Annotated in this window: 24 protein-coding genes; 9 read left to right on the plus strand and 15 right to left on the minus strand. The window is 59.1% G+C overall.

The window, feature by feature from the left end:
* Positions 1 to 6: 6 nt before the first annotated feature.
* Together B8783_RS04280 and ruvX are read right to left on the minus strand one after the other, a co-directional pair.
* Positions 7 to 933, minus strand: a complete 927-nt coding sequence (locus B8783_RS04280) for an AEC family transporter (protein ID WP_084418548.1) — start codon at positions 931 to 933, stop codon at positions 7 to 9.
* On the minus strand, positions 930 to 1,388 hold the full coding sequence (gene ruvX, locus B8783_RS04285) for a Holliday junction resolvase RuvX (RefSeq protein WP_084418549.1): 459 nt from the start codon (positions 1,386 to 1,388) through the stop codon (positions 930 to 932). The genes B8783_RS04280 and ruvX overlap by 4 nt, the downstream gene beginning before the upstream one ends.
* 77 nt (positions 1,389 to 1,465) lie before the next feature.
* Here ruvX and gatC point away from each other — a divergent pair, with 77 nt between their 5' ends.
* Complete coding sequence (gene gatC / locus B8783_RS04290) at positions 1,466 to 1,753, plus strand: Asp-tRNA(Asn)/Glu-tRNA(Gln) amidotransferase subunit GatC (RefSeq protein WP_084418550.1); 288 nt, start codon at positions 1,466 to 1,468, stop codon at positions 1,751 to 1,753.
* 28 nt (positions 1,754 to 1,781) lie between these two features.
* Here gatC and B8783_RS04295 read toward each other — a convergent pair whose 3' ends face one another.
* Positions 1,782 to 2,225, minus strand: a complete 444-nt coding sequence (locus tag B8783_RS04295) for a DUF6491 family protein (protein ID WP_084418551.1) — start codon at positions 2,223 to 2,225, stop codon at positions 1,782 to 1,784.
* 171 nt (positions 2,226 to 2,396) lie between these two features.
* On the opposite strand from B8783_RS04295, the gene gatA reads away from it, so the two are divergent.
* The 6 genes from gatA to B8783_RS04325 all read left to right on the plus strand — a co-directional run bounded on the left by gatA (position 2,397) and on the right by B8783_RS04325 (position 7,388).
* On the plus strand, positions 2,397 to 3,869 hold the full coding sequence (gatA, locus tag B8783_RS04300; RefSeq protein ID WP_084418552.1) for an Asp-tRNA(Asn)/Glu-tRNA(Gln) amidotransferase subunit GatA: 1,473 nt from the start codon (positions 2,397 to 2,399) through the stop codon (positions 3,867 to 3,869).
* Between the two features lie 9 nt (positions 3,870 to 3,878).
* Entirely contained in the window at positions 3,879 to 4,148 is a 270-nt protein-coding gene (locus B8783_RS04305; RefSeq protein WP_084418553.1) for a hypothetical protein, read from the plus strand.
* A 48-nt stretch (positions 4,149 to 4,196) separates the two neighbouring features.
* A complete protein-coding gene (locus B8783_RS04310) occupies positions 4,197 to 4,520 on the plus strand; it encodes a hypothetical protein (RefSeq protein ID WP_084418554.1) in 324 nt (107 codons plus the stop codon).
* Between the two features lie 91 nt (positions 4,521 to 4,611).
* The gene (gene gatB / locus B8783_RS04315) at positions 4,612 to 6,123 is read left to right on the plus strand and encodes an Asp-tRNA(Asn)/Glu-tRNA(Gln) amidotransferase subunit GatB (protein WP_084418555.1); all 1,512 of its coding nucleotides are present in this window, start codon (positions 4,612 to 4,614) and stop codon (positions 6,121 to 6,123) included.
* Positions 6,124 to 6,213: 90 nt separating this feature from the next.
* Positions 6,214 to 6,861 (plus strand): carboxymuconolactone decarboxylase family protein, encoded by a 648-nt coding sequence (locus B8783_RS04320; protein WP_084418556.1) that lies wholly within the window; start codon positions 6,214 to 6,216, stop codon positions 6,859 to 6,861.
* A complete protein-coding gene (locus tag B8783_RS04325; protein WP_084418557.1) occupies positions 6,858 to 7,388 on the plus strand; it encodes a VOC family protein in 531 nt (176 codons plus the stop codon). Before B8783_RS04320 ends, B8783_RS04325 begins: the two co-directional genes overlap by 4 nt.
* Here the strand turns inward: B8783_RS04325 and B8783_RS04330 are convergent.
* The 6 genes from B8783_RS04330 to B8783_RS04355 all read right to left on the minus strand — a co-directional run bounded on the left by B8783_RS04330 (position 7,385) and on the right by B8783_RS04355 (position 12,124).
* Positions 7,385 to 7,819, minus strand: a complete 435-nt coding sequence (locus B8783_RS04330) for an HIT family protein (protein ID WP_084418558.1) — start codon at positions 7,817 to 7,819, stop codon at positions 7,385 to 7,387. The two genes, B8783_RS04325 and B8783_RS04330, sit on opposite strands and share 4 nt — an antisense overlap.
* Complete coding sequence (locus tag B8783_RS04335; RefSeq protein ID WP_084418559.1) at positions 7,816 to 8,394, minus strand: putative signal transducing protein; 579 nt, start codon at positions 8,392 to 8,394, stop codon at positions 7,816 to 7,818. The genes B8783_RS04330 and B8783_RS04335 overlap by 4 nt, the downstream gene beginning before the upstream one ends.
* The gene (locus B8783_RS04340) at positions 8,391 to 9,557 is read right to left on the minus strand and encodes a GNAT family N-acetyltransferase (RefSeq protein ID WP_084418560.1); all 1,167 of its coding nucleotides are present in this window, start codon (positions 9,555 to 9,557) and stop codon (positions 8,391 to 8,393) included. The genes B8783_RS04335 and B8783_RS04340 overlap by 4 nt, the downstream gene beginning before the upstream one ends.
* A gap of 15 nt (positions 9,558 to 9,572) precedes the next feature.
* Positions 9,573 to 10,298, minus strand: a complete 726-nt coding sequence (locus tag B8783_RS04345) for a glycerophosphodiester phosphodiesterase family protein (RefSeq protein WP_169711703.1) — start codon at positions 10,296 to 10,298, stop codon at positions 9,573 to 9,575.
* A gap of 8 nt (positions 10,299 to 10,306) precedes the next feature.
* On the minus strand, positions 10,307 to 10,768 hold the full coding sequence (locus tag B8783_RS04350) for a RidA family protein (RefSeq protein ID WP_084418562.1): 462 nt from the start codon (positions 10,766 to 10,768) through the stop codon (positions 10,307 to 10,309).
* 81 nt (positions 10,769 to 10,849) lie between these two features.
* Positions 10,850 to 12,124: a DNA polymerase IV gene (locus tag B8783_RS04355; protein WP_084418563.1), complete on the minus strand. Its 1,275-nt coding sequence runs from the start codon at positions 12,122 to 12,124 to the stop codon at positions 10,850 to 10,852.
* Positions 12,125 to 12,248: 124 nt separating this feature from the next.
* Between B8783_RS04355 and B8783_RS04360 the strand changes: the two genes are divergently transcribed.
* On the plus strand, positions 12,249 to 12,641 hold the full coding sequence (locus tag B8783_RS04360) for a response regulator (RefSeq protein ID WP_084418564.1): 393 nt from the start codon (positions 12,249 to 12,251) through the stop codon (positions 12,639 to 12,641).
* Positions 12,638 to 14,008: a PleD family two-component system response regulator gene (locus B8783_RS04365; protein WP_084418565.1), complete on the plus strand. Its 1,371-nt coding sequence runs from the start codon at positions 12,638 to 12,640 to the stop codon at positions 14,006 to 14,008. The genes B8783_RS04360 and B8783_RS04365 overlap by 4 nt, the downstream gene beginning before the upstream one ends.
* Here the strand turns inward: B8783_RS04365 and B8783_RS04370 are convergent.
* From B8783_RS04370 to topA, 6 genes are all read right to left on the minus strand, one after another.
* Positions 14,005 to 14,472, minus strand: coding sequence for a universal stress protein (locus tag B8783_RS04370; protein ID WP_084418566.1), 468 nt, complete (start codon positions 14,470 to 14,472; stop codon positions 14,005 to 14,007). The genes B8783_RS04365 and B8783_RS04370 overlap by 4 nt on opposite strands.
* Positions 14,473 to 14,605: 133 nt before the next feature.
* Positions 14,606 to 14,773 (minus strand): 50S ribosomal protein L33, encoded by a 168-nt coding sequence (gene rpmG / locus B8783_RS04375; RefSeq protein ID WP_084418567.1) that lies wholly within the window; start codon positions 14,771 to 14,773, stop codon positions 14,606 to 14,608.
* Between the two features lie 96 nt (positions 14,774 to 14,869).
* Entirely contained in the window at positions 14,870 to 15,598 is a 729-nt protein-coding gene (locus tag B8783_RS04380) for an NUDIX hydrolase (protein WP_084418568.1), read from the minus strand.
* Positions 15,598 to 17,850 (minus strand): ribonuclease R, encoded by a 2,253-nt coding sequence (gene rnr / locus B8783_RS04385; protein WP_084418569.1) that lies wholly within the window; start codon positions 17,848 to 17,850, stop codon positions 15,598 to 15,600. The genes B8783_RS04380 and rnr overlap by 1 nt, the downstream gene beginning before the upstream one ends.
* A 66-nt stretch (positions 17,851 to 17,916) precedes the next feature.
* Positions 17,917 to 18,051, minus strand: a complete 135-nt coding sequence (locus B8783_RS18700) for a hypothetical protein (protein WP_267889644.1) — start codon at positions 18,049 to 18,051, stop codon at positions 17,917 to 17,919.
* A gap of 112 nt (positions 18,052 to 18,163) precedes the next feature.
* The gene (gene topA, locus B8783_RS04390) at positions 18,164 to 20,740 is read right to left on the minus strand and encodes a type I DNA topoisomerase (RefSeq protein WP_084418570.1); all 2,577 of its coding nucleotides are present in this window, start codon (positions 20,738 to 20,740) and stop codon (positions 18,164 to 18,166) included.
* Positions 20,741 to 20,746 lie beyond the last annotated feature (6 nt).

The raw sequence follows: 20,746 nt of genomic DNA on the forward strand, positions 1-20,746 counted from the left end.
GACCGCTTAGATCAGTCCAGCTGCGATACAGGCAAACCAGATCGCGGGCATGGTGAAAACCGAGAGGACGGTCTGTACCGCAATCAGATTGGCAGCAAGCGGCGCGTCACCCCCCAGCTGGCGGGCCAGAATGTAGCAATTGGTCGCCGTTGGTACGGACGCGCAGATAATTGCGATGGCGAGCGGGACGCCGGTGAGCCCGATCAGCAGTGCGCCGACAATTGCGAGCGCGGGAAGAAGGAGCAGGCGTACCAGAGACCAGGTCAGTGTTCTGACGCGAGCTCGTTTCAGGGCGCCAATGTCCATGCCTGCGCCCGCGCTGAGCAGGCCGAGCGCGATGGTGCCCTGCGCCAGAAGCTGCATGGACGTGTCGATCAAGGGCGGGATCGGAAGCTTCGTCACCGCGAGAATACCACCAATGACGCAAGCGATGATCAGCGGGTTGCGCACAAGTTCAGCCACCGGATTGCGCTTGGGCACGTCGGTGCGGTCGGCATGCGTCGTCAGCGCAGTGACGCTGAGGATGTTAGCGGTAGGGATCATGGCGGCGGCAGCGATGGTCACGAGGGCAAGACCTTCATCCCCGAACATCGCGCTGCCGAGTGAGAGCGCGACGAAGGTGTTCCAGCGGACATTGGACTGGATGATGCTGCCGATGGCCGGGCGGGAAATCTCCGGCCAGAATCGGGCGAGCAGACCAATTGCGCCAAGCAGGCATTGCGCGCCGATGAGAACAACCGCGAGTTTCCACGGCGCGGTCTCAAACGGCGCATTGGCCAGCGCTCGAATAATCAGGGCAGGGAAGAGCAGCACATAGGCCAGCCGTTCAATCGATCGCCAGCCTTCATCCGGGATAATGTTTCGCCAGCTCAGAAACCGGCCAATGGCAACGACCAGAATAACGGGGATGAGCGCGGCGAGAAAACTGCTCATGAGGCGTTGGCCAGCCGATCGATGGCGGTCTGTAGAATGATCGCAGCGGCCGACGCGTCAATAAGCTCGGCCCGGCGCGCGCGCGACAGGTCTGCGGCGATCATGGCCCGCTCGGCTTCAGAACTTGTCAGCCGCTCGTCCTGAAAGGCGATGGGCAAGTCGCGGCGTTCTAGAATATTGCGGGCGAGGGCCTTAGCCGACTGAACGCGCGGGCCTGCTGTACCGTCCATGTTAAGTGGCAGGCCAATCACAAGGCCGACCGCGCGGCGCTCGTCGATGATAGCGACTAGCCGGTCGAGGCTCGGACCAAGCTTACGGCCCTTTTTTATGGTCTCGACGGGAGAGGCGATGAGGCGCGATGCATCGCAGGCGGCAATGCCGAGCGTTTTCGAGCCGGGATCAATGCCGACAAGCGTGCCGTAGGTGGGCAGGGCGAAGAGATCTATAACGGACATGGCAGCCAGTGTGGCCCTCACTTGAATTTGGCTTGCCTAGCGCGTATCCGGTCCACTTGTCGATTGGAGACGAGCCCATGAGTGTTACAAAGGATGATGTCCGCAAGGTTGCGCGCCTGTCGCGTATCGCCGTTTCGGAAGACCGTCTTGAGCCGCTGGCCAGCGAGCTGACCGCCATTATGGGATGGATCGAACAGCTGAACGAAGTCGATGTCGAAGGCATTGAGCCTATGACATCAGTCGTCGATGCGACATTGCCGCTTCGCGACGATGTCGTCACCGACGGTGATATTCGCGATCAGGTTCTCGCCAATGCGCCGAAGAGCGAAGATGGTTTCTTCGTGGTCCCTCGGTCAGTCGAGTAGCAGATCGCGGTCTGGCGTTTGTCGGACGCTATTCTGAGGCATCCTCTTCGACGGCGTCCTCATCCCATTTGTAGATGGCCCGAATAGGGCACTGGATGGACGGAATGCTTGTTTCGTCCGGGCCGAACACACTGTCATAAGCGTAGAGACTGTCGCCTGTGGTCACACAGCCTGACCCCGGGAAACTGTCGAATGACAGCGACAGGGCATTCTTGAGATCACGGCAGTAACCCGATGTCTCAATGAGATAGGTGTCGTTGACGCCTCGCTCGACGACAACGCTATTGCGGGTTGTTTGGCCAAAATTGTCGATGCTTGAGCGAAAGCAGATACGATCTACGCGTTCACCAAGACGCGCATCGCTTCGCCACTCATCGGCCTTTTCGTCAGCGGCGGGCGCTGTAGAGCAGGCACCAAGAATTGCTACCGTCGCAGTCGCGAGCATTATGGGTTTCAGAAGATTGGTCATCATTTCTCCGATCTGTAGGTCCCCTAAAGTGTCCCCCACATAACGAGTGATACTACCACGTCGCACCGCCCAACCGTTACATTCATTCCGGTGTCTTCAGTCATCGGGACTTGAACTTTGCGGCTGGCGCTGCATACGAAGGCGCAATGCTATTAGCGGACAGATGAACGCAACATGACTGACCTTACTAAACTGACGCTCGCCGCTGCTCTGGATGGCCTCAACTCCAAGGCTTTTTCCTCGGTGGAGATCACACAGGCTTTCGTCGACGCCATTGAAGCGTCGAATGACACGATCAACGCCTATGTGGTGAAGACGCCGGAGAAGGCGCTTGAGATGGCGGCTGCCTCCGACAAGCGGATCGCGGCAGGCGAGGGCGGCGTGCTTGAAGGCGCGCCCCTCGGTATCAAGGATCTTTACTGCACCAAGGGCGTGCGCACGACCGCGTGTTCGGAAATCCTTGGCGAGTTCACGCCGACCTACGAATCGAGCGTGACGCAGCAGCTCTGGGATCGCGGCGCTGTCATGCTGGGCAAGCTCAACATGGACGAGTTCGCCATGGGCTCGTCGAACGAGACCTCGCGCTTTGGCCCGCCTGCCAATCCATGGCGGCGTGACGGCTCCAATCAGACGCTGACGCCTGGCGGCTCGTCTGGTGGGTCTGCGGCAGCAGTTGCGGCTGACCTCTGCCTTGGCGCAACTGCTTCGGACACCGGTGGCTCTATCCGCCAGCCAGCGAGCTTTACCGGTACGGTCGGCATCAAGCCAACTTATGGCCGTGCCAGCCGCTATGGCATGGTCGCCTTTGCCTCGTCGCTCGATCAGGCCGGGCCGATTGCGAAGACGGTCGAAGATAGCGCCATCCTGCTGGAAGCGATGTGCGGACATGACCCGAAGGATTCTACATCCCTGCCAGAGCCTGTGCCGGCCTGGCGTGACAGCGTCAAGCAGGGCGTGAAAGGCATGAAGATTGGTATTCCGAAAGAGTACCGCGTCGACAATATGCCTGAAGAGATTGAAGCGCTCTGGAGCCAGGGGATCGACTGGCTGAAGGCGCAAGGCGCAGAGATCGTCGACGTCTCACTGCCGCATACGAAATACGCGCTGCCCGCCTATTACATCGTGGCGCCTGCAGAGGCTTCATCCAACCTCGCGCGTTATGACGGCATGCGTTACGGCGCGCGCGTCGACGCCGACAATCTGGTCAACACCTATGAGGGCACGCGGTCTCAAGGGTTTGGCACTGAAGTGCAGCGCCGCCTGATGATCGGCACCTATGTGCTCTCGTCCGGCTATTACGACGCCTACTATCTGCGCGCGCAGAAAGTCAGAACGAAAATCTTGAATGACTTCAAGGAAGTATTCAAGACTTGTGATGCGCTTCTGACGCCAACTTGTCCGTCCGCCGCCTTTGCCTATGGCGAGAAGGCAGACCCGGTTCAGATGTATCTGAATGACATCTTCACCGTGACGGCGAACCTTGCCGGCCTGCCGGGCATTTCGGTGCCCGCCGCGCTCGACAAGCAGGGCCTGCCGCTTGGTCTACAGGTGTTGGGCAAGGCGCTGGATGAGGCGACCTGTCTGCGTGTGGCCGGGGCGATTGAGACGGCGGCGGGCTTTGTCGCGAAGCCGGAGAAGTGGTGGTAGGCTGCGGCCATGTCTGGTCGCGGTCATCGCAGCTTTCCTGAGCGCATCGTCTTAGCCGTTTTTGGACTGCCTATTTTCCGAGAGCGCTGGATCAGGTGGCCGCTGGCTGTGCTGATTGGTGGGCTGGCAATTCAGCTCATCTACGCCGAGACGGGGGGCGAACAGGGGGCTGGCCGGTTTGTTCTGCCGACTCTTCTGTTCCTGTTCGCGCTATTTCTCGTGCTGTTCCCGCTTCTTCCCATCGCTGATGACGGGGAAGACAAGAAGGACAGCCTCTAACGCATCTGTGATCGTGACGAGCTGACGCCGCCGCGCTAGAGTTGGAACATGTCCAGAAAAGCCAGAACCTTTGTCTACATCGCCATCTCCTTCGTCTGCATGCTGTTGCTGATCTTAACGATGGCCTGGTCGCAGGGTGTTGACCCGTTCCACCCGCGCACGCGGATGTACTGGCTCGCGGCCGTTCTGGCAGGGCTCTACATTTCGATTCGCGGCGCGGTGTTCATTGAGCGCATCCAATACCGGCGCGAACGCAAGGCGGAAGAGGCTGAAACGCCGAGCCGTCTCAGCAATAATATCAAGGACCGCATGGCGGCTCGTAAGGCGCGGGTTGCGGCGGCTCAGAAGAAAGCGCAACAGCGCGGCGAGTAGACCGCGCGCTATTGCGCATGCCAGCCTATGGCAAGCCCGTTGAAGCTATGCTTAAACGCCCCACGAACTGATTTGATTGCGGGAACGAACTATGTCCGAACGTGCCACCTATACGCTGAAAGGCGAGACCGGAGACTGGGAACTTGTGATGGGCCTCGAAGTCCATGCGCAGGTGGCGTCGAACGCCAAGCTGTTCTCAGGTGCGTCGACGGAGTTTGGCGCTGATCCCAACTGCAATGTGTCGCTGGTCGACGCTGCCATGCCGGGCATGCTGCCGGTGATCAACCGCAAATGCGTCGAGCAAGCGGTTCGCACCGGGCTTGGCCTCAAGGCGCAGATCAACAAATTCTCGCGGTTCGACCGGAAGAACTATTTTTATCCTGACCTGCCTCAGGGCTATCAGATCAGCCAGTTCGAATTCCCGATTGTCGGCGAAGGCGAGATCGAAGTGGACGTTGAGCCGGCGCATGGCGACCCGGCCTACACCTTCCCGGTCCGCATTGAGCGGCTTCACCTGGAGCAGGATGCCGGCAAGTCGATCCACGACATGGCGCCTGACGCGACCTATGTGGACCTCAACCGCTCTGGTGTGGCGCTGATGGAGATCGTGTCGAAGCCGGATGTGCGCACACCTCTGGAAGCGGCCGCCTATGTGAAGAAGCTCAAATCCATCGTGGTCGCGCTCGGTACGTGTGACGGCGACATGGAAAAGGGCAATCTGCGCGCGGATGTGAACGTTTCGGTCTGCCGGCCGGGCGGGTACGACAAGTTCCGCGAGACGGGCGACTTCGGCCATCTCGGCACGCGCTGCGAGCTGAAGAACATGAATTCGTTCCGCTTCATCCAGCAGGCCATCGAATATGAAGCGCGTCGCCAGATCGAAATTATCGAAGGCGGCGGCACGGTGGATCAGGAAACCCGTCTGTTTGACCCGAACAAGGGCGAGACCCGGAGCATGCGGTCCAAGGAAGACGCGCATGACTATCGCTACTTCCCGGACCCCGACCTGCTGCCGCTGGAGATCGATGACGAATTCATCGAGAACATCCGCAAGAATCTGCCGGAACTGCCGGACGAGAAACGTGCGCGCTTTGAGAGCGAGTACGGCCTGTCGCGCTATGATGCCGGCGTGCTGACAGCAGATGCCGAACGCGCGGCCTTCTTTGAAGCCGTTGCCAAGGGGCGCGATGCGAAGCTGGCCGCCAACTGGGTGAGCCAGGAGCTGTTCGGCTATCTCAACCGCGAAGACCTTGAGCTGTCCGACAGCCCAGTCTCAGCGGCGCAGCTCGGCGAACTGGTCGATCTGATTTCGGACGACACGATTTCCGGCAAAATCGCCAAGGACGTGTTCGCGCGCATGATCGATGGCGAAGGTGCCCCGGGCGAGATCGTCGAGAAGCATGGCCTGAAGCAGGTGACAGATACCGGCGCGATCGAGGCGATTGTCGACCAGATCATCGCTGACAATCCAGAGCAGGCGGCGTCTGTGAAGGAAAAGCCGAAAGCGATGGGCTGGTTTGTCGGGCAGGTCATGAAGGCGTCTGGCGGCAAGGCCAATCCCGCCGCCGTGAACCAGATTCTACGCCAGAAGCTCGGGCTTTAAGTCCGGGCGGGCGGCCAGCCTCCCGCACCGTCAGGCATTGCCAACCCCCTGGACCATCGCTTTTGTGATGGCAAAGGGAGATATAAGAAAATGCCGAGACTGAAAGAGGCCGGGCGGAGCGAAGGCAGCCCCATGGCGGACAAGATCTTCGACCTGCTATTTGGTGACCGAGACCCGTTGACAGAACCGGGCACCGCAACGGGCACGCCGGGCAATTGGTGGACCGTGTTTAACATCGTCCCGGATGCGTTCGAGCATACGACCAAAGGGTTTCAGTTCTATCGGTCCGAGGCCCGTAAGCTGGATCCGAAATTGCGCGAGCTGGGACAGACTCGAGCAGGGTACACCGTTGGCTCCCAGTTCGTCTTCTCACAGCATTGCAAGGCGAGCCGCGATGTCGGCCTCAGCGAAGAGCAGATTGCGGCGATCCCGTCCTGGGGCGTGGCAGACTGTTTCAGCCAGCTGGAACGCGCCGTTCTGGCTTATACGGACGCCTTGGTGTTAGAGCATGGCCGCGTCCCGGACGGCGTCTTCAAGACGCTGAAAGGCGGGCTGTCGGACGAGGAAATCCTCGAGCTGACCTATGTCACCTCTACCTATATGATGCATGCCGTCATGAGCCGGGCGCTGCGCCTCGAATATGATGATGTGGATGACCGCGTGGTCGAGATCGCGGCCCCGGGTGACGGCAATAATGATGTGATGTCCATGGTCGACAGGGAGGAAACCAAGTTATGAGTTATCATCATCTCGCCCTTGCGGCGAAAGACATGAAGGCCATGCATGAATTCTATGAGACCATCATGGAGTTCGAGCTCGTCAAGGTGGAGGTCGCGCCGATCCGCGAGGGCGGTTGGGGCAAGCACTTCTTCTACCGGATGAATGGCGACAATTCGAAGTTCATCGCCTTCTGGGAGTTGCACGACACGCCGATGCAGGACCGGCACCAGCATGATCTGAACAAGGCCGCCAATCTGCCCGCTGGCACCAATCACATTTCATTTGAAGCGCGGTCGATGGACGAGCTGATGGCTTGGAAGGACAAGTGGACGGGGGCAGGGCTCGATGCACTTGAGATCGACCATAACTGGTGTCACTCGGTTTATACGCGCGACCCGAACGGCAATATGGTCGAATTCTGCCTGACAACTGGTAGCTTCGATGCCGCCGACCGTGAGCGCGCCTTGGCTGCGCTTGATGAGACAGAGTTCAAGCCAAGCCCGCCGCCGGCCAAAATCCAGCCATGGCCGGCCAGCGCGGCCTAGATGTAGGCCGCGATCCTGTCAGCGAGCGCTTTCAGCGCTTCTGTGTCAGCCGGTTCGCCGCTGGCATGGCTGCGCATCGACTGGCCTTCACCGACCGGAATGATGTGGAAGTGCAGGTGGTAGACGGTCTGGCCTGATGGCGCGCCGTTGAACTGCATGACACGGATGCCGTCAGGCTTCAGGGCCTTGTCGATGGCTTTTGCGACTTTCTGAACGCGCTCCATATAGGCGCCGAGCTTCTTCTTCGGCATCTCCAGCAAATTGCGCGCCTCAACGTCCTTGGGAATGACGAGCGTATGACCTTCGGCCTGCGGAAAGATGTCCATAAAGGCCAGCGCGACATCGTCCTCGAAGACTTTCACGCAGGGAATATCGCCGCGAAGCATTTTGGCGAAGATGTTGTCCGGATCGTATTTGCCGTGAAGGGTCATGCCGTATCGTCCTTGATCTCTTCCCTTGGGTTTATCAGTCGGTCTGCCAGGAAGACAAGGATAACCAGAATAAGGAAGAAAAGCCCTTCAGGCTCGAGTGTGGTATTAGTTACCGTATAACGGCCACCCACTCCGATATCAGGAATCCAGGATCCGCCGTTGTTTGCATCACTTGGTTTCCACCAGCTTTGAGGGATGAAGGGTGCAATCAAAAGGACGATGCTGCCCAAAAGAACGCTCAGCAGCATGGTTGGAATCTGCAATGTGTAATCAAGCAGCATGAACCAGATGGCGAAAACGCCATATCGGCGCGGCTCTTCGTAAGGACCGTCGATTTCCTCGATCAGCTCAGGTCCCATCGCGGCGTGATCAATGATCAACTGACGGGCTTCATCGAAATTCGCTTGTGGCACACTGACAGCCACGCCGCCGAGCGCCGGGATGTACCACCATTGGTTTGTCGCGTGATAATAGTTGTCGATGGAGCTCGGGATGCCGTGCGCCTGCAGCAAGCCGTTCACGATCACCGCTTCTGGAAGGCTGGCACAGCGCCGAATCGTGACGGATGAACTCATCCGTCCTTCTTAAACGGTGTCCGCTGTCGTAGAAAGCCTGCTTCCTGTTCTACCATAAGGCGCTCGCGCTCCAGATATTCCTCAACGGCGGAGGCGAGGCCTTCATGGCCGATCCAGTGGGCGGAATAGGTCGTCTCAGGCACATAGCCGCGCGCCAGCTTGTGGCCGCCTTGCGCGCCCGCCTCGACCGTCTTTAGGCCCCGTTCAATCGCGAAATCGATGGCCTGATAATAGCAGGTCTCGAAGTGCAACATTGGCCGTGGATCGATCGTGCCCCAGTAACGCCCAAGTAGCCGGTTGCCACCGATCATGTTGAGCGCGCCTGCAATCGGCTCGCCATCTTCCATGGCAAATATCAGCAGAAGATGCTCGGACATGCGCTCGCCCAGCAGCGAGAAAGTCTCGCGGTTGAGGTAGGGCGTTCCCCATTTGCGAGACCCTGTGTCAACGTAGAATTCGTAGAAGGCGTCCCAGTGAGCCTCTGTGATGTCAGCGCCCGTAATGTGCTCAAAGGTCAGGCCTTCCTGCGCCTTCGCGCGCTCCTTGCGCAGATTCTTGCGCTTGGAAGAGGAAAGCACGGCAAGGAAGTCATCGAAGCTTTCATAGCCGTCATTGTGCCAGTGAAACTGCTGGTCTGTCCGGATAAGCAGGCCCGCCTCATCCATGTCGGCGGCGTCTTCGCGCTCGATAAAATTGATGTGCAGCGATGAAATGTCGTTCTGCTGCGCGATCTGTATGGCGCCTGCGAGCAGGGCGTTGGAGATCCGCGCGTCATCCGGTGCCCCGGGCCGCACCAGACGCCGTCGACCTGTGACCGGCGTGAAGGGGACGGCCGAGAGCAGCTTTGGATAGTAATGACCGCCAGCGCGCTCATAGGCATCGGCCCAGCTATGATCGAAGACGAACTCGCCTTGCGAATGGGTCTTCAGATAGAGCGGCATGGCGCCGACGAGGCCCTGATCGGCCCATTCAATGAGCAGATGATGCGGGCTCCAGCCGGTGTGCGGCGTGGCCGCACCGGATGATTCCATCGCCTCCAGAAATTCCCAGCTCAGAAAAGGGTCGAACTCCAGGCCGGGCGGATTGGCGAGCGCATTCCATGCGTCCGGGTCAACCTCATTGAGCCCGTGCACCAGTCTGATCTTGAAGTGGGCGTCATCCATGAGGAGGATGGTAAGTCAGCGTGCGTGTCCGGCAAAGGCCGGATCGAAGCCTTCGAAGATCTGGGCCACAGGAAGGGCGCTGAGCTGCTCTGCCATTTCGGCATTGCTCACCGTGTATATCGCGACAGGCAGACCATAGTCGCTGGCATTTGTGACGACGGCCTGCGCATCTGACGTGTGCGCGCCAATATAGTCTGGCCGCAGCGCTGCAGAGGTGCTGACGAGGGCCTGCAGAGTAATATCCTCAGACAATTCACTCGGCAGAATGAGCGCGCCCTTCATGATGTCATCGGGAATGGCTGAGAGCGCCCGGCGGCTGAAGCTCATCATCGCCGCCTTGCCTTGAAACCGCTCGACCAGCTCTGCGCAGAGCGCTGTAAAGCCCTCCGCATCGGTTTCGCCGTCGATCTTCAGTTCGATCAGGATGGGTGTGTCGAACGTCCAGGCATCCAGCACCTGTTCCAGTGTCGGGATTGTGCCGCCGCCCTTAAGCGGCAACGACGTAATCTCTTCGGCAGACAGGCCTGCGACAAGGCCAGACGTATCCGTCATCCGGTCGAGTTTGGCGTCATGGAAGACGACCGGCGTGCCACAGGCGGCAGGCCGCACATCCAGTTCGCACCCAAGCCCGGCACCGCCCGCGGCAAGAATCGCTTCCAGGCTGTTTTCAGGGTGAGTGTCTTTCGCCCACAGCCCGCGATGGGCGTAGACATGATCTCTAAGTCGGAATCTGGTTGCCAAAACGGACCTCAGTTTTCGATTTCGAAGACGCCGTCAATTTCAACAGCCACGCCAAGTGGCAAGGTCGGGCAGGCGACGGCAGAACGGGCATGCCGACCATTTTCGCCAAATACTTCCACCATCAGATCAGAACAGCCATTGATGACCTGTGGGATGTCAGTGAACAGGCCATGCGCATTCACGAATCCGCCAAGTTTCACGACACGCTTGATTTTCGACAGATCGCCGACGGCAGCCTTGCACTGGGCGAGCAGATTGATTCCGCAACGACGGGCCGCCTGTTGTGCGGCCGGCAAGTCCATCGTCTCTCCGACACGGCCGGTGATCAGGCCATCCGGCGTCGTGCTGACCTGGCCAGACACATAGAGATGCTGACCGGATATGACGAAGGGCACGTAATTGGCGACCGCTTTCATGGGTTCAGGCAGGGTGATTCCGAGTTTGACCAGATTGGCTTCGGGCGTGCTCATGAAGGGGGGGCGCTCCAGCTTGTAAGTGACGCTACACGTCTTAGACGCACCGGCAAGCTGCGGGCAAGGTGATTGCTGGGGTCAATTGCGTTTTCGGTGATCAAGCCGCATGGCGCGGCCCGTCTGTACGGCGCTGGCACCGAATTTTCCGCGCGCTTTATCCACCGCTCTTTCAGCGGCCGCGCGTTTGGCGACGCCGGGATCAATCAGGTCGACATGGTCATCGCCAGCCGGGTGAAGATCAGAAATGCCAATGCCTATTAGGCGGTAGGGTGTGCGCGAAGCCGTTTCGCGCGCCAGGACTGGCCGCATGGTGCGAAACAGGGTCTGCGCCAGCTGAGTCGGATCAGACAGTGTCACGCTGCGGGTGAGTGAGCGGAAGTCTTTTGTCTTGAGCTTGAGCGTCACGACATATCCGGCAACGCCATGCTCCTTGGCCCGCGTCGCGGTTTCCTCACAAACCGACCAGAGCCGGTCTTCCAGCAGATCTGGGTCTGAGATGTCTTCATTGAAGGTGCGCTCGGCCGAGACCGATTTGCGCTCACGGTCTGGTGAGACGCGGCGATTGTCGATGCCGTGTGCCCGGTCCCACAGGTGCTGTCCGCTTTCGCCAAAGCGGCGCATCAGATCGGTTCGGCTGCGTTGGTGCACATCGCTGATCAGCCGCAAGCCCTCCTGGGCAAGCCGTTTGGCGAAGGCTGGTCCGACGCCGTGGATCGCATTGATTGGCATCGGCCCGAGAATCGCTTCGGCATCTTCAGGAGCGATCACGGCAAAGCCGCGGGGCTTGTCGAGTTCGCTCGCCATCTTGGCGAGGAACCGGTTGGCTGACAGGCCGATTGAAATTGTGATTCCGACCTCCGACTCGATCTCCCGGGCGAGGGTCGCAAGAAGTGACGCCGGCGCGTGTTCATGAAGGCGCGCTGTCCCGGAGAGATCGATATAGCCTTCATCGATACTGACCATCTGAACCAGCGGCGACAGATCCTGCAGTTTGGCCCGAATTTCTCTGGACGCTTGCGAATACTTCCGAAAATCCGGCTTGATGACGATGGCGTCCGGGCAGGCATTCAAGGCCTTGAACATGGGCATGGCCGATCGAACACCGTTGAGCCGCGCAATATAGCAGCATGTCGCGACGACACCCCGTGTCCCGCCTCCGACGATGACGGGCTTGTCGCGCAGGTCAGGATTGTCTCGTTTTTCGATGGCGGCATAGAAGGCGTCGCAATCGATATGCGCCACCGACAGTTCCGGCAGGCGCGCGTGTGCCACGAGACGCGAACTGCCGCAATTGCTGCAGTTTGCACGATCGCTATCTATGATAGTTGAGCAGTCCCGGCACAGGCTTGGCATGTTTGTTCATCTCATGTTCCGCGCTTTCCGGCAAGTTCGCGGCGTGAATTCAAACAAAGCTTAAGACTCTATCGGGTAAGTATAAGATCGTAGAAGGTAACTGGATCCGGGTGAGACGATCGACATGACGTCAGGCGCAAGAAAAAAGGTCCTCGTTGTCGAGGACAATGAGCTGAACATGCGCCTGTTCTGCGACCTCCTCGATGCGTTTGGTTTTGACACGCTGCAATGCCGCGATGGGGCGAGGGCGGTTGAGCTTGCGCGCACGCATCAGCCGGCATTGATCGTCATGGATATTCAGCTGCCCGAAGTTTCTGGTCTCGATATCACCCGGTGGCTCAAAGATGACGAAACAACGCGCCATATCCCGGTCCTGGCTGTGACAGCTTTCGCCATGCGCTCTGACGAGCAGCGGGTCCGCGAGGCAGGTTGCGAAGGCTATCTCTCAAAGCCGATCCAGATGCGATCGTTCCGCTCGACCGTTGAAGAGCTGACAACCGACAGGAAAGCTGCATGAGTGCGCGTATCCTTGTGGTCGATGACATCCTCGCCAACCGGCGTTTGATGAAGGCGAAGCTTGAGGCGAAGTATTATTCGGTGCTGCTGGCTGAAAACGGCCATCAGGCGCTGGAGATGGCCCAGAGCGAAATGCCCGACATCATCCTCCTCGATGTCATGATGCCCGGCATGGATGGATATGAAGTCTGCCGGCGCCTGAAAGAAAATAACGACACCGCCCACATTCCCATCGTCATGCTGACCGCGCTCAGCGAAGCATCTGACCGTGTCCGGGGGCTGAATGCCGGGGCTGATGACTTCCTGACCAAGCCGGTGGATGATTTCGCTCTGATGGCCCGCCTGAGCGCGCTCAGCAGATACAACGCCGTCACCAGTGAGCTGCGCCAGCGCGAAGCCAGCGGCGTTCGATCCGGGGCTTTCAACGATGACGAAATCGATTCGCTTCGGCGCGAGGTCAATGTGTTGGTGGTCGATACGAACCCACACAACATCAAACGCATGCGCGGACCGCTCGAAGCAGCCGGCCACAGTGTTTTTACGCTGGAAGAGGCCGAAGAATTGCGAGCGAGGGGTGATAAGCGCCTCGATATCGTCGTTCTTGGCCTAAGCCATCAAAGTTACGACCCGCTGCGGCTCTGCGCGCATCTGCGCACAAGCGAAGCCACGCGCGCCCTGTCGATTATTGTGTCGGTAGATCAGAACGACCGGGAAATCGCTGCACGCGCGCTGGAGCTCGGGGCGAGTGATGTGATTCAGCAGCCCATGTTCGAAGAAGAGCTACTTGCCAGGATCAACACACAGACAAAGCGCGCGCGCTATGTCGAGATTCTGCGCAACCGGGTGGACCGCGGTCTTGAACTGTCGGTGATCGACCAGCTCACGGGCCTCTACAATCGCCGCTATATGAACAATCAGCTGGCGCAATGGATGAAGCGATCGGCTGTCGGCGGGACGCCTATGTCCGTCGTCGCATGCGATATCGACCACTTTAAACGGGTCAATGACGAGTATGGGCATGATGCGGGCGATTTGGTCCTGCAGGAATTTGCCGAACGTCTGCTCGCGAATGTGCGCCCGAAGGACATTGTCTGCCGCCCTGGCGGCGAAGAGTTTCTTGTGATCATGCCGGAGACTACGGGTGATCTGGCGTGCAGCGCAGGTGAACGCATCCGCCGCGCAATTGCAGCCGATCCGTTCGTCGTTGATCCCCGTCAGGGCGCGATGATCGATGTCACGGTCAGCGCGGGCGTCGCAACCTTTGCGGGCGAAAACGATACGGCTGCAGATATGCTCAAACGCGCAGATGACGCGCTTTACCGGGCAAAGTCGTCTGGTCGCAACCAGGTCATGAGCATCGCCGCCTAGGCTTTTCCGGCCCGGCGTCTGTGGGCTTCTGTCACGACAAAAACGGCACAGGGCGCCTCGCGCAGCATGTCTGAACTCTCAGAGCCGACAAGCAAGCGCTTCCACCAGGCTTTCTGATGTGACCCGATAACGATCAGATCGGCATCAATTTTCTTTGCATAGCTAGCGGCGTCGCGGGATGGATTGCCGTCCAACACTGCGACGTGTGCGCCCGGGCCGTGCGTAGCTGCGAGCGCGTCCATATCCTCCTTGCGCCGCGTGGCATCTGCCTCATGAGCCTGCGCGTCGGCTTCGATGGCGCCTGCGGCATAAGGCGATTCAAACGTCGTGATGAACGGGTTTGAATCGATGGCATGCAACTCGCCATCTGGCGCTGTCATTCGTCGCGCAACGTCCATGATGAGAGGCGCAAGGCCGTCATCAATATCAATTACGGCCACAACCTTGTTGAACTCCAGTGCCATTGGAACCTCCTTAGCTTTTCAGGAATAACAACCGACCGCACCTGTTTGCTCCATAGGTAATCCTACTAGGACCAAAGAAAAAAGCCGGACCCTGAGGGCCCGGCTTTCTCGAAAACTGTTTGGTAGCAAGACTTTACTTGATCTTGCCTTCCTTGAATTCGACATGCTTTTTGACGACAGGGTCGTACTTTTTCATCACCATCTTTTCGGTGATGTTGCGCGGGTTCTTTTTCGTGACATAGAAAAAGCCAGTCCCGGCGGTCGAGTTCAGGCGAATCTTGATTGTGGTCGGCTTGGCCATGACGGGTGCTCTTTACAGATGTTCTTTGAATTCGAAGGGCGCTTAATGAAGGTCGTGCCTGCCAAAGTCAAGCACTGCAACACATTCAGCTGAAGTCTAAATGCGGTCCTGCAAATGACCGCCCGGCGTCCAGCGCAGGAATGGTGGATCAAGCGATTCCGGATCGCCCGCTTTCAGGCGCTCATCAATCTCGCCGATCATGAAGCGTGTGACGTTGGGCAGGTCGAGCCCCATGGCATCTTTCAGCGTGACCCATTGCAGATCATGGAGCTCCGCGCCGTCGACTGCCGGGCGCTCGTCAATCAGGACGTCTTCTGCCTCAGCCATGAAAAAGCGAGCATCGAAACGCTTTGGCCGGTAGGGCGGGGTAATGGCGCGGCCGATGAATGTCAGATTTTCGAGGCATGGCGCAGCGCCCTGAGCGGCATACTTTGCCCAGTCGGGGGCGGGTTGGCCTGGAAACTCTGCAGAGCGGCCAGCGATCAGCCCAGTTTCCTCAAACATCTCACGAATGGCCGTCATCCCGAAAGCGCGCGGCTTGCGGCGCGTCTTGTGGACCAGCTTGGCTTCGACGGTGGGGCGGAACTCACTGAGGCTCGGAACACGCCCATCAGCGGTGTCTACACGGCCGCCAGGAAAGACGTATTTATCCGGCATGAAGGTGTGGCGACCGGAGCGTTTGCCCATGAGCAGGCGCGGCTGGGCCTGATCGCGCCGGACGAGGATAAGGGTGGCGGCGTCTTTGGGGCGGGGCGTCGGGCGATCCTTCTGGATAACGTCGCCGTCGCCTTCCTTGTCGTAAGCGGTGCCGAGTTTGACAGGCATCAGCGCTTTCCTCCCTTATTCTTGCCTTTCCCCTTATGACGGGACTTGCCCGTACGAATGCCACGTGGGCGCCCGGGTTTGCCAGCCCTGCCGCTGCGCGAAGCCGGAACTTTCTGTCCGGGACGCTTCGGCTTCGGGTCGGAGATAACGTTCAATAACAGGCCGCCTTGAAGCGGTGTAACTTCCGCCAGTTCAACGCGAACGATCTGGCCCATTTCAAACCGCTTGCCTGATCCACGCGCGATCAGCGACATGGAGGCCTCGTCGTACACCCAGAAGTCACTGGAGAGTTTTGAGATCGGCGCAAACCCGTCTGCACCTGTCCCGGCAAGTCTGATGAAGAGGCCGGCTGTCGTGACGCCTGTGATCCGTCCCTCGAACTCTGCACCGACCTTGTCGGACAGATAGAGCGCGAGATAACGGTCGGTCGCCTCACGTTCGGCGGCCATGGAGCGGCGCTCGGTCGAGACCAGATGGCTCGCAAGATCTTCAAGGCCTGCGGCCATTTCCTTGGTCAGCCCGTCATCACCGAGGCCCAGCGACGAGATCAGTGCGCGGTGAACGACAAGGTCGCTGTAGCGACGGATCGGCGAGGTAAAGTGCGCATATCGCAGGAGGTTCAGACCGAAGTGGCCATTATTCTCTGATGCATAGACGGCCTGGGCCTGCGAGCGCAGGACAACTTCCGAAATCGTGCCAGCATGTTCGGTATCAATTGCATCCGCCAGAAGGCGGTTGAACCGGCCTGTCTGTGGTTTCTCGCCAAGCGGCCATTTGATGTCGAGCGTTTGCAGGAAGTCAGCGAGCGCGGCAAGCTTGGCATCCGATGGCTGATCGTGGACGCGGTAGAGCAGGGGCGAGCCTTCCTTCTCCAGCGTCTCGGCTGCAGCGACGTTCGCCTGGATCATGAATTCTTCGATCAGCTTGTGCGCGTCGAAGCGTTCTTTCTCGATGATCCCGGCGACCTTGCCATCCTCGCCGATCTCGACGCGCTTTTCCGGCAGGTCGAGTTCCAGAGGCGCGCGTTTTGCCCGCGCCTTGCCCAAAGCGGCGTAGGCGCCCCAGAGCGGCTTCAGGACAGGCTCAAGGAAAGCTTCGCCCTTGCCTCCGGGCTTACCGTCGATCGCGGCCTGAGCCTCCTCATAGGAGAGTTTAGCAGCAGACTTCATCGTGCCGCGGATAAAGCGGTGCTTTCGCTTCGTGCCCGATTTGTCGAAGATCATTTCCACGGCCATGCACGGACGGTCTTCAAGCTCGACGAGCGAACAGGCGTCAGCCGACAGCTCAAAGGGCAGCATCGGCACGACACGGTCGGGGAAATAGGTTGAGTTGCCACGCTTCTGCGCTTCGCGGTCGAGCGCGGTGCCAGGGCGGACATAGGCGGCAACGTCGGCAATCGCGACGATCACCTTCCAGCCGTCTTTCAGCTCTTCGGCATAGACCGCATCATCATGATCGCGGGCATCGTGGGGGTCGATGGTGATCAGCGGGATGCCGGTCAGGTCTTCGCGCTTGGCTGGAAGTGGTTTGATCGATTTGGCTTCGTTGAGAACGTCTGCCGGGAATTCGACCGGAATATCGTGCGCATGGATCGCCAGCAGCGATGCAGCACGTGGATCATCGATCCGGCCGAGCACTTCGGTGACGATGCCAAAGGCGGGGCCGTTTGGCTTGCCGGGCTTCGGCATGGCCGTGACGAGGTCATTATCTTCTGCGCCATTGCGGTCAGCTTCACTGATCAGCAGGGAGCGCTTGTCACGTCTGTTCGCCGGAACGATCCGTCCACCGCGCGGCGTACGCTCATAGCGCCCGGTCATTGGCTGTTCTTCATCACGCTTTTCAAACAGCTTGATCAGCTTTGCGCGATATTCGCCGCCGGTTTCCTTGACGCTTGCGAGGCCTCGGTCTCCCACGCCCGGCGCAGGACCGCGGTTTTTGCCCTGATAGCCAGTAAAGTGTATGGGAGGGCCGAATGTCCCTTCCTTACCAACGGCGCGGGCAACAAGGTCGCCATTTTCGTCAATGGCTTCAAACTCAATGACGCCGGTTGGCGGCGGTGTGTCGGCCTTTGCCCAGGCGCGTTTGCCGGTCCGCTCCAGCGTCCCGTCGGCTTCCAGCTCTTTCAGGATTTGGCGCAGGGCCTGTCGCTCGCGGCCTTTAACGTGAAGGCCACGGGCGATCTCCTGCTTTGTTGTCAGGTTTGGATTTTTGTCGATGAAGTCGAGAACAGTCTCGCGGTCGGGAAAACTCATGTTTTCGATATAGTGGATTCTGTTCCCGTTTGCTCGAATTCATTCAGATGCGCCGGGAAAGCCATATCAGCCTGACAGCACCCCGAACAGCAATCCGATGGCAACAATGGCTGCAACCACCGAAATGATAAGCACCCACCGCATTCCAAATCCGGTTTCGCCCTGACGGGCTTCTTCTTTGTCGAGTTTCGGGTCAGTCATCCGTATTCCTTTCGCGTGCTGGGCGACAGGTTATTCAACCGGTCGCAGCTATTATGTATCCAACGCGTGAACTGGAACGATTGTTTCGAAAGTAAAGCACCAATCTCGATACTTAGGTCTTTGGTTTTGGGGCGGCCTTCTTCTTGGCTGGCGCCTTTTTCTTTGCGGCTGGCTTCTTTGCGGCCGCTTTCTTTTTAGCCGGTTTCTTCGCTTTTGCGTCGACCAGCTCAATGGCCTGCTCAAGCGTGACGGTTTCTGGCGTCAGATCCTTGGGCAGTGTCGCATTGGTCTTGCCGTGCTTGACATAAGGGCCGTACCGGCCAGCGAAGACATGGATCGGTTCATCATCGCCGGGATGCTTGCCGAGCTCTTTCAGTGGCTCAGCCTTGCCGCGACCGCCGCCTCGGCTGGCTTTCTTGTCCTCAATCAGCGTGACCGCCCGGTTGAGACCAATATCGAACAATTCTTCGACCGTCGGGACATTCGCGAAGGTACGCAGATGTTGCACATACGGCCCGTAGCGGCCGAGATTGGCGACGATTTTCTCGCCATCTTCGGGGTGCACACCCACCTCGCGCGGGAGCGACAGGAGCAGCAGGGCGCGTTCGAGATTGATCGATTGCGGTTCCCAGCCTTTCGGCAGGCTTGTCCGGCGCGGCTTTTCCTCGGCTTGCGTAGTCTCGACATAGGGGCCGAAACGTCCCGTTTTCAGGAGGACCGGCTCGCCCGTATCGGGGTGAACGCCAAGTTCCTCGCCGTCAGGGCTGATCGAGCCATCCTGCTCGGCGTCAGCAGAGAAGGGGCGCGTGAACTTGCAGTCTGGATAGCGCGAGCAGCCAACGAAAGCGCCGTGGCGGCCAAGCTTCAGTGACAGTTCGCCTTCCTTGCAGAGCGGACACTCGCGCGGGTTTTCCTTCGGATTGCCGTTCTCATCCTTTTTCGGGAAGACGTACGGCCCGAGCGCGATGTTGAGCGCGTCGAGAACATCCGAGACCCGCAATTCCTTGGTTTCGGCGATGGAGGCCTGGAACTGGGTCCAGAAGTCTTTCAGGAAGGCTTTCCAGTCGAGTTTGCCGTCAGAGATGACGTCCAGCTGCTCTTCCAGCTGTGCGGTGAAGTCATATTCGACATATCGCGCGAAGAAGTTTTCGAGGAAGGCGGTGACCAGGCGGCCCTTATCCTCTGGAATCAGTTGCTTCTTCTCAAGCCGGACATAATCCCGGTCCTCAAGTGTCGACAGCGTCGAGGCATAGGTCGACGGACGTCCGATGCCGAGTTCCTCGAGCCGTTTGACAAGCGAGGCTTCGGTGAAGCGCGGCGGCGGCTGCGTGAAGTGCTGTTCGGACTTTGCCTCTTTCAGGTCGGCATGGTCGCCTTCCTGCATTTTTGGCAGACGGCCTTCGGCGTTTTCATCATCGTCGCCATCATCGCGGCCTTCGGTATAGAGCTTGATGAAGCCATCAAACACGACGACCTGTCCGCTTGCCCGCAACTGGGCGCGCTTGTCCTTGGATATGAAGTCCAGCGTGGTCCGCTCAAAGACAGCAGCTTCCATCTGGGATGCGACAGCGCGGCGCCAGATCAGCGTGTAGAGCTTTTTCAGGTCTCCATCGCCGCGATAGTCTTCCGGGCGCAGGCTGAAATCGGTTGGGCGAATCGCTTCGTGTGCTTCCTGAGCATTCTTGGCCTTGGAAGAGTAACGGCGTGTCTTTTCTGGCAGATACCGCGCGCCGTAATCGCTCTCGATCTGTTTGCGGGCGGCGACATGGGCCTCTTCGGCCATGTTGACGCCGTCGGTCCGCATATAGGTGATGCGGCCATCTTCGTAGAGCTTCTGGGCGGCGCCCATGGTCCGCTTGGCGGTAAAGCCGAGCTTGCGGGAGGCTTCCTGCTGCAGGGTTGAGGTAATGAAGGGCGGCGGCGGGTTCCGGCGGACAGGCTTGGATTCAACCGAGCTGACTTCATAGCCGCCCACTTTCACCGCGTTCAGCGCTTCGGTTGCCGACTTTTCGTCAGGCAGGGAGAATTTCTTGAGGTTTTCGCCGTCCAGCGCGTGAAGGCGGGCTTTGAAGTCCGTGCCATCCTTGGCGCGCAGGTCCGCTTCAACCGTCCAGTATTCCTGCGCCTGGAACGTTTCGATCTCCAGCTCGCGCTGACAGATGATGCGCAGCGCAACAGATTGCACACGGCCGGCTGAGCGGGAGCCGGGAAGCTTGCGCCAGAGGACCGGCGACAGATTGAAACCGACGAGGTAGTCCAGCGCCCGGCGGGCGAGGTACGCATCAACCAGTTCCTGGTCGATCTCGCGTGGTTCCTGCATCGCCTTCGTGACGGCAGACTTGGTGATCGCGTTGAAGACGACCCGCTCAACCGGAATGCCCTTCAGGGCCTTGCGCTTTTCCAGCACTTCCAGAAGGTGCCAGGAAATCGCTTCCCCTTCGCGGTCGGGGTCAGTCGCGAGGATAAGTTTGTCAGCGCCCTTGGTCGCGTCTGCGATGTCACGGATGCGACCGGCCGACTTGCTGTCGGCCTGCCAGATCATCTCGAAATCGTTTTCCGGATCAACAGAGCCATCCTTGGACGGCAGATCCCGCACGTGACCATAGGAGGCGAGCACCTTGTAATCACTTCCAAGATACTTGTTGATCGTCTTGGCTTTGGCCGGCGATTCAACAATAACAACTTTCATAGGGGG

The sequence above is a fragment of the Henriciella litoralis genome (genome assembly GCF_002088935.1).
GTDB classification, from domain to species: Bacteria; Pseudomonadota; Alphaproteobacteria; order Caulobacterales; family Hyphomonadaceae; genus Henriciella; species Henriciella litoralis.

Bases quoted from the DNA above. Each gene is read 5' to 3' on its own strand.
- B8783_RS04280 (WP_084418548.1), bottom strand. From the start codon at position 933: ATGAGCAGTTTTCTCGCCGCGCTCATCCCCGTTATTCTGGTCGTTGCC.
- ruvX (WP_084418549.1), bottom strand. From the start codon at position 1,388: ATGTCCGTTATAGATCTCTTCGCCCTGCCCACCTACGGCACGCTTGTC.
- gatC (WP_084418550.1), top strand. From the start codon at position 1,466: ATGAGTGTTACAAAGGATGATGTCCGCAAGGTTGCGCGCCTGTCGCGT.
- B8783_RS04295 (WP_084418551.1), bottom strand. From the start codon at position 2,225: ATGATGACCAATCTTCTGAAACCCATAATGCTCGCGACTGCGACGGTA.
- gatA (WP_084418552.1), top strand. From the start codon at position 2,397: ATGACTGACCTTACTAAACTGACGCTCGCCGCTGCTCTGGATGGCCTC.
- B8783_RS04305 (WP_084418553.1), top strand. From the start codon at position 3,879: ATGTCTGGTCGCGGTCATCGCAGCTTTCCTGAGCGCATCGTCTTAGCC.
- B8783_RS04310 (WP_084418554.1), top strand. From the start codon at position 4,197: ATGTCCAGAAAAGCCAGAACCTTTGTCTACATCGCCATCTCCTTCGTC.
- gatB (WP_084418555.1), top strand. From the start codon at position 4,612: ATGTCCGAACGTGCCACCTATACGCTGAAAGGCGAGACCGGAGACTGG.
- B8783_RS04320 (WP_084418556.1), top strand. From the start codon at position 6,214: ATGCCGAGACTGAAAGAGGCCGGGCGGAGCGAAGGCAGCCCCATGGCG.
- B8783_RS04325 (WP_084418557.1), top strand. From the start codon at position 6,858: ATGAGTTATCATCATCTCGCCCTTGCGGCGAAAGACATGAAGGCCATG.
- B8783_RS04330 (WP_084418558.1), bottom strand. From the start codon at position 7,819: ATGACCCTTCACGGCAAATACGATCCGGACAACATCTTCGCCAAAATG.
- B8783_RS04335 (WP_084418559.1), bottom strand. From the start codon at position 8,394: ATGAGTTCATCCGTCACGATTCGGCGCTGTGCCAGCCTTCCAGAAGCG.
- B8783_RS04340 (WP_084418560.1), bottom strand. From the start codon at position 9,557: ATGGATGACGCCCACTTCAAGATCAGACTGGTGCACGGGCTCAATGAG.
- B8783_RS04350 (WP_084418562.1), bottom strand. From the start codon at position 10,768: ATGAGCACGCCCGAAGCCAATCTGGTCAAACTCGGAATCACCCTGCCT.
- B8783_RS04355 (WP_084418563.1), bottom strand. From the start codon at position 12,124: ATGCCAAGCCTGTGCCGGGACTGCTCAACTATCATAGATAGCGATCGT.
- B8783_RS04360 (WP_084418564.1), top strand. From the start codon at position 12,249: ATGACGTCAGGCGCAAGAAAAAAGGTCCTCGTTGTCGAGGACAATGAG.
- B8783_RS04365 (WP_084418565.1), top strand. From the start codon at position 12,638: ATGAGTGCGCGTATCCTTGTGGTCGATGACATCCTCGCCAACCGGCGT.
- B8783_RS04370 (WP_084418566.1), bottom strand. From the start codon at position 14,472: ATGGCACTGGAGTTCAACAAGGTTGTGGCCGTAATTGATATTGATGAC.
- rpmG (WP_084418567.1), bottom strand. From the start codon at position 14,773: ATGGCCAAGCCGACCACAATCAAGATTCGCCTGAACTCGACCGCCGGG.
- B8783_RS04380 (WP_084418568.1), bottom strand. From the start codon at position 15,598: ATGCCTGTCAAACTCGGCACCGCTTACGACAAGGAAGGCGACGGCGAC.
- rnr (WP_084418569.1), bottom strand. From the start codon at position 17,850: ATGAGTTTTCCCGACCGCGAGACTGTTCTCGACTTCATCGACAAAAAT.
- B8783_RS18700 (WP_267889644.1), bottom strand. From the start codon at position 18,051: ATGACTGACCCGAAACTCGACAAAGAAGAAGCCCGTCAGGGCGAAACC.
- topA (WP_084418570.1), bottom strand. From the start codon at position 20,740: ATGAAAGTTGTTATTGTTGAATCGCCGGCCAAAGCCAAGACGATCAAC.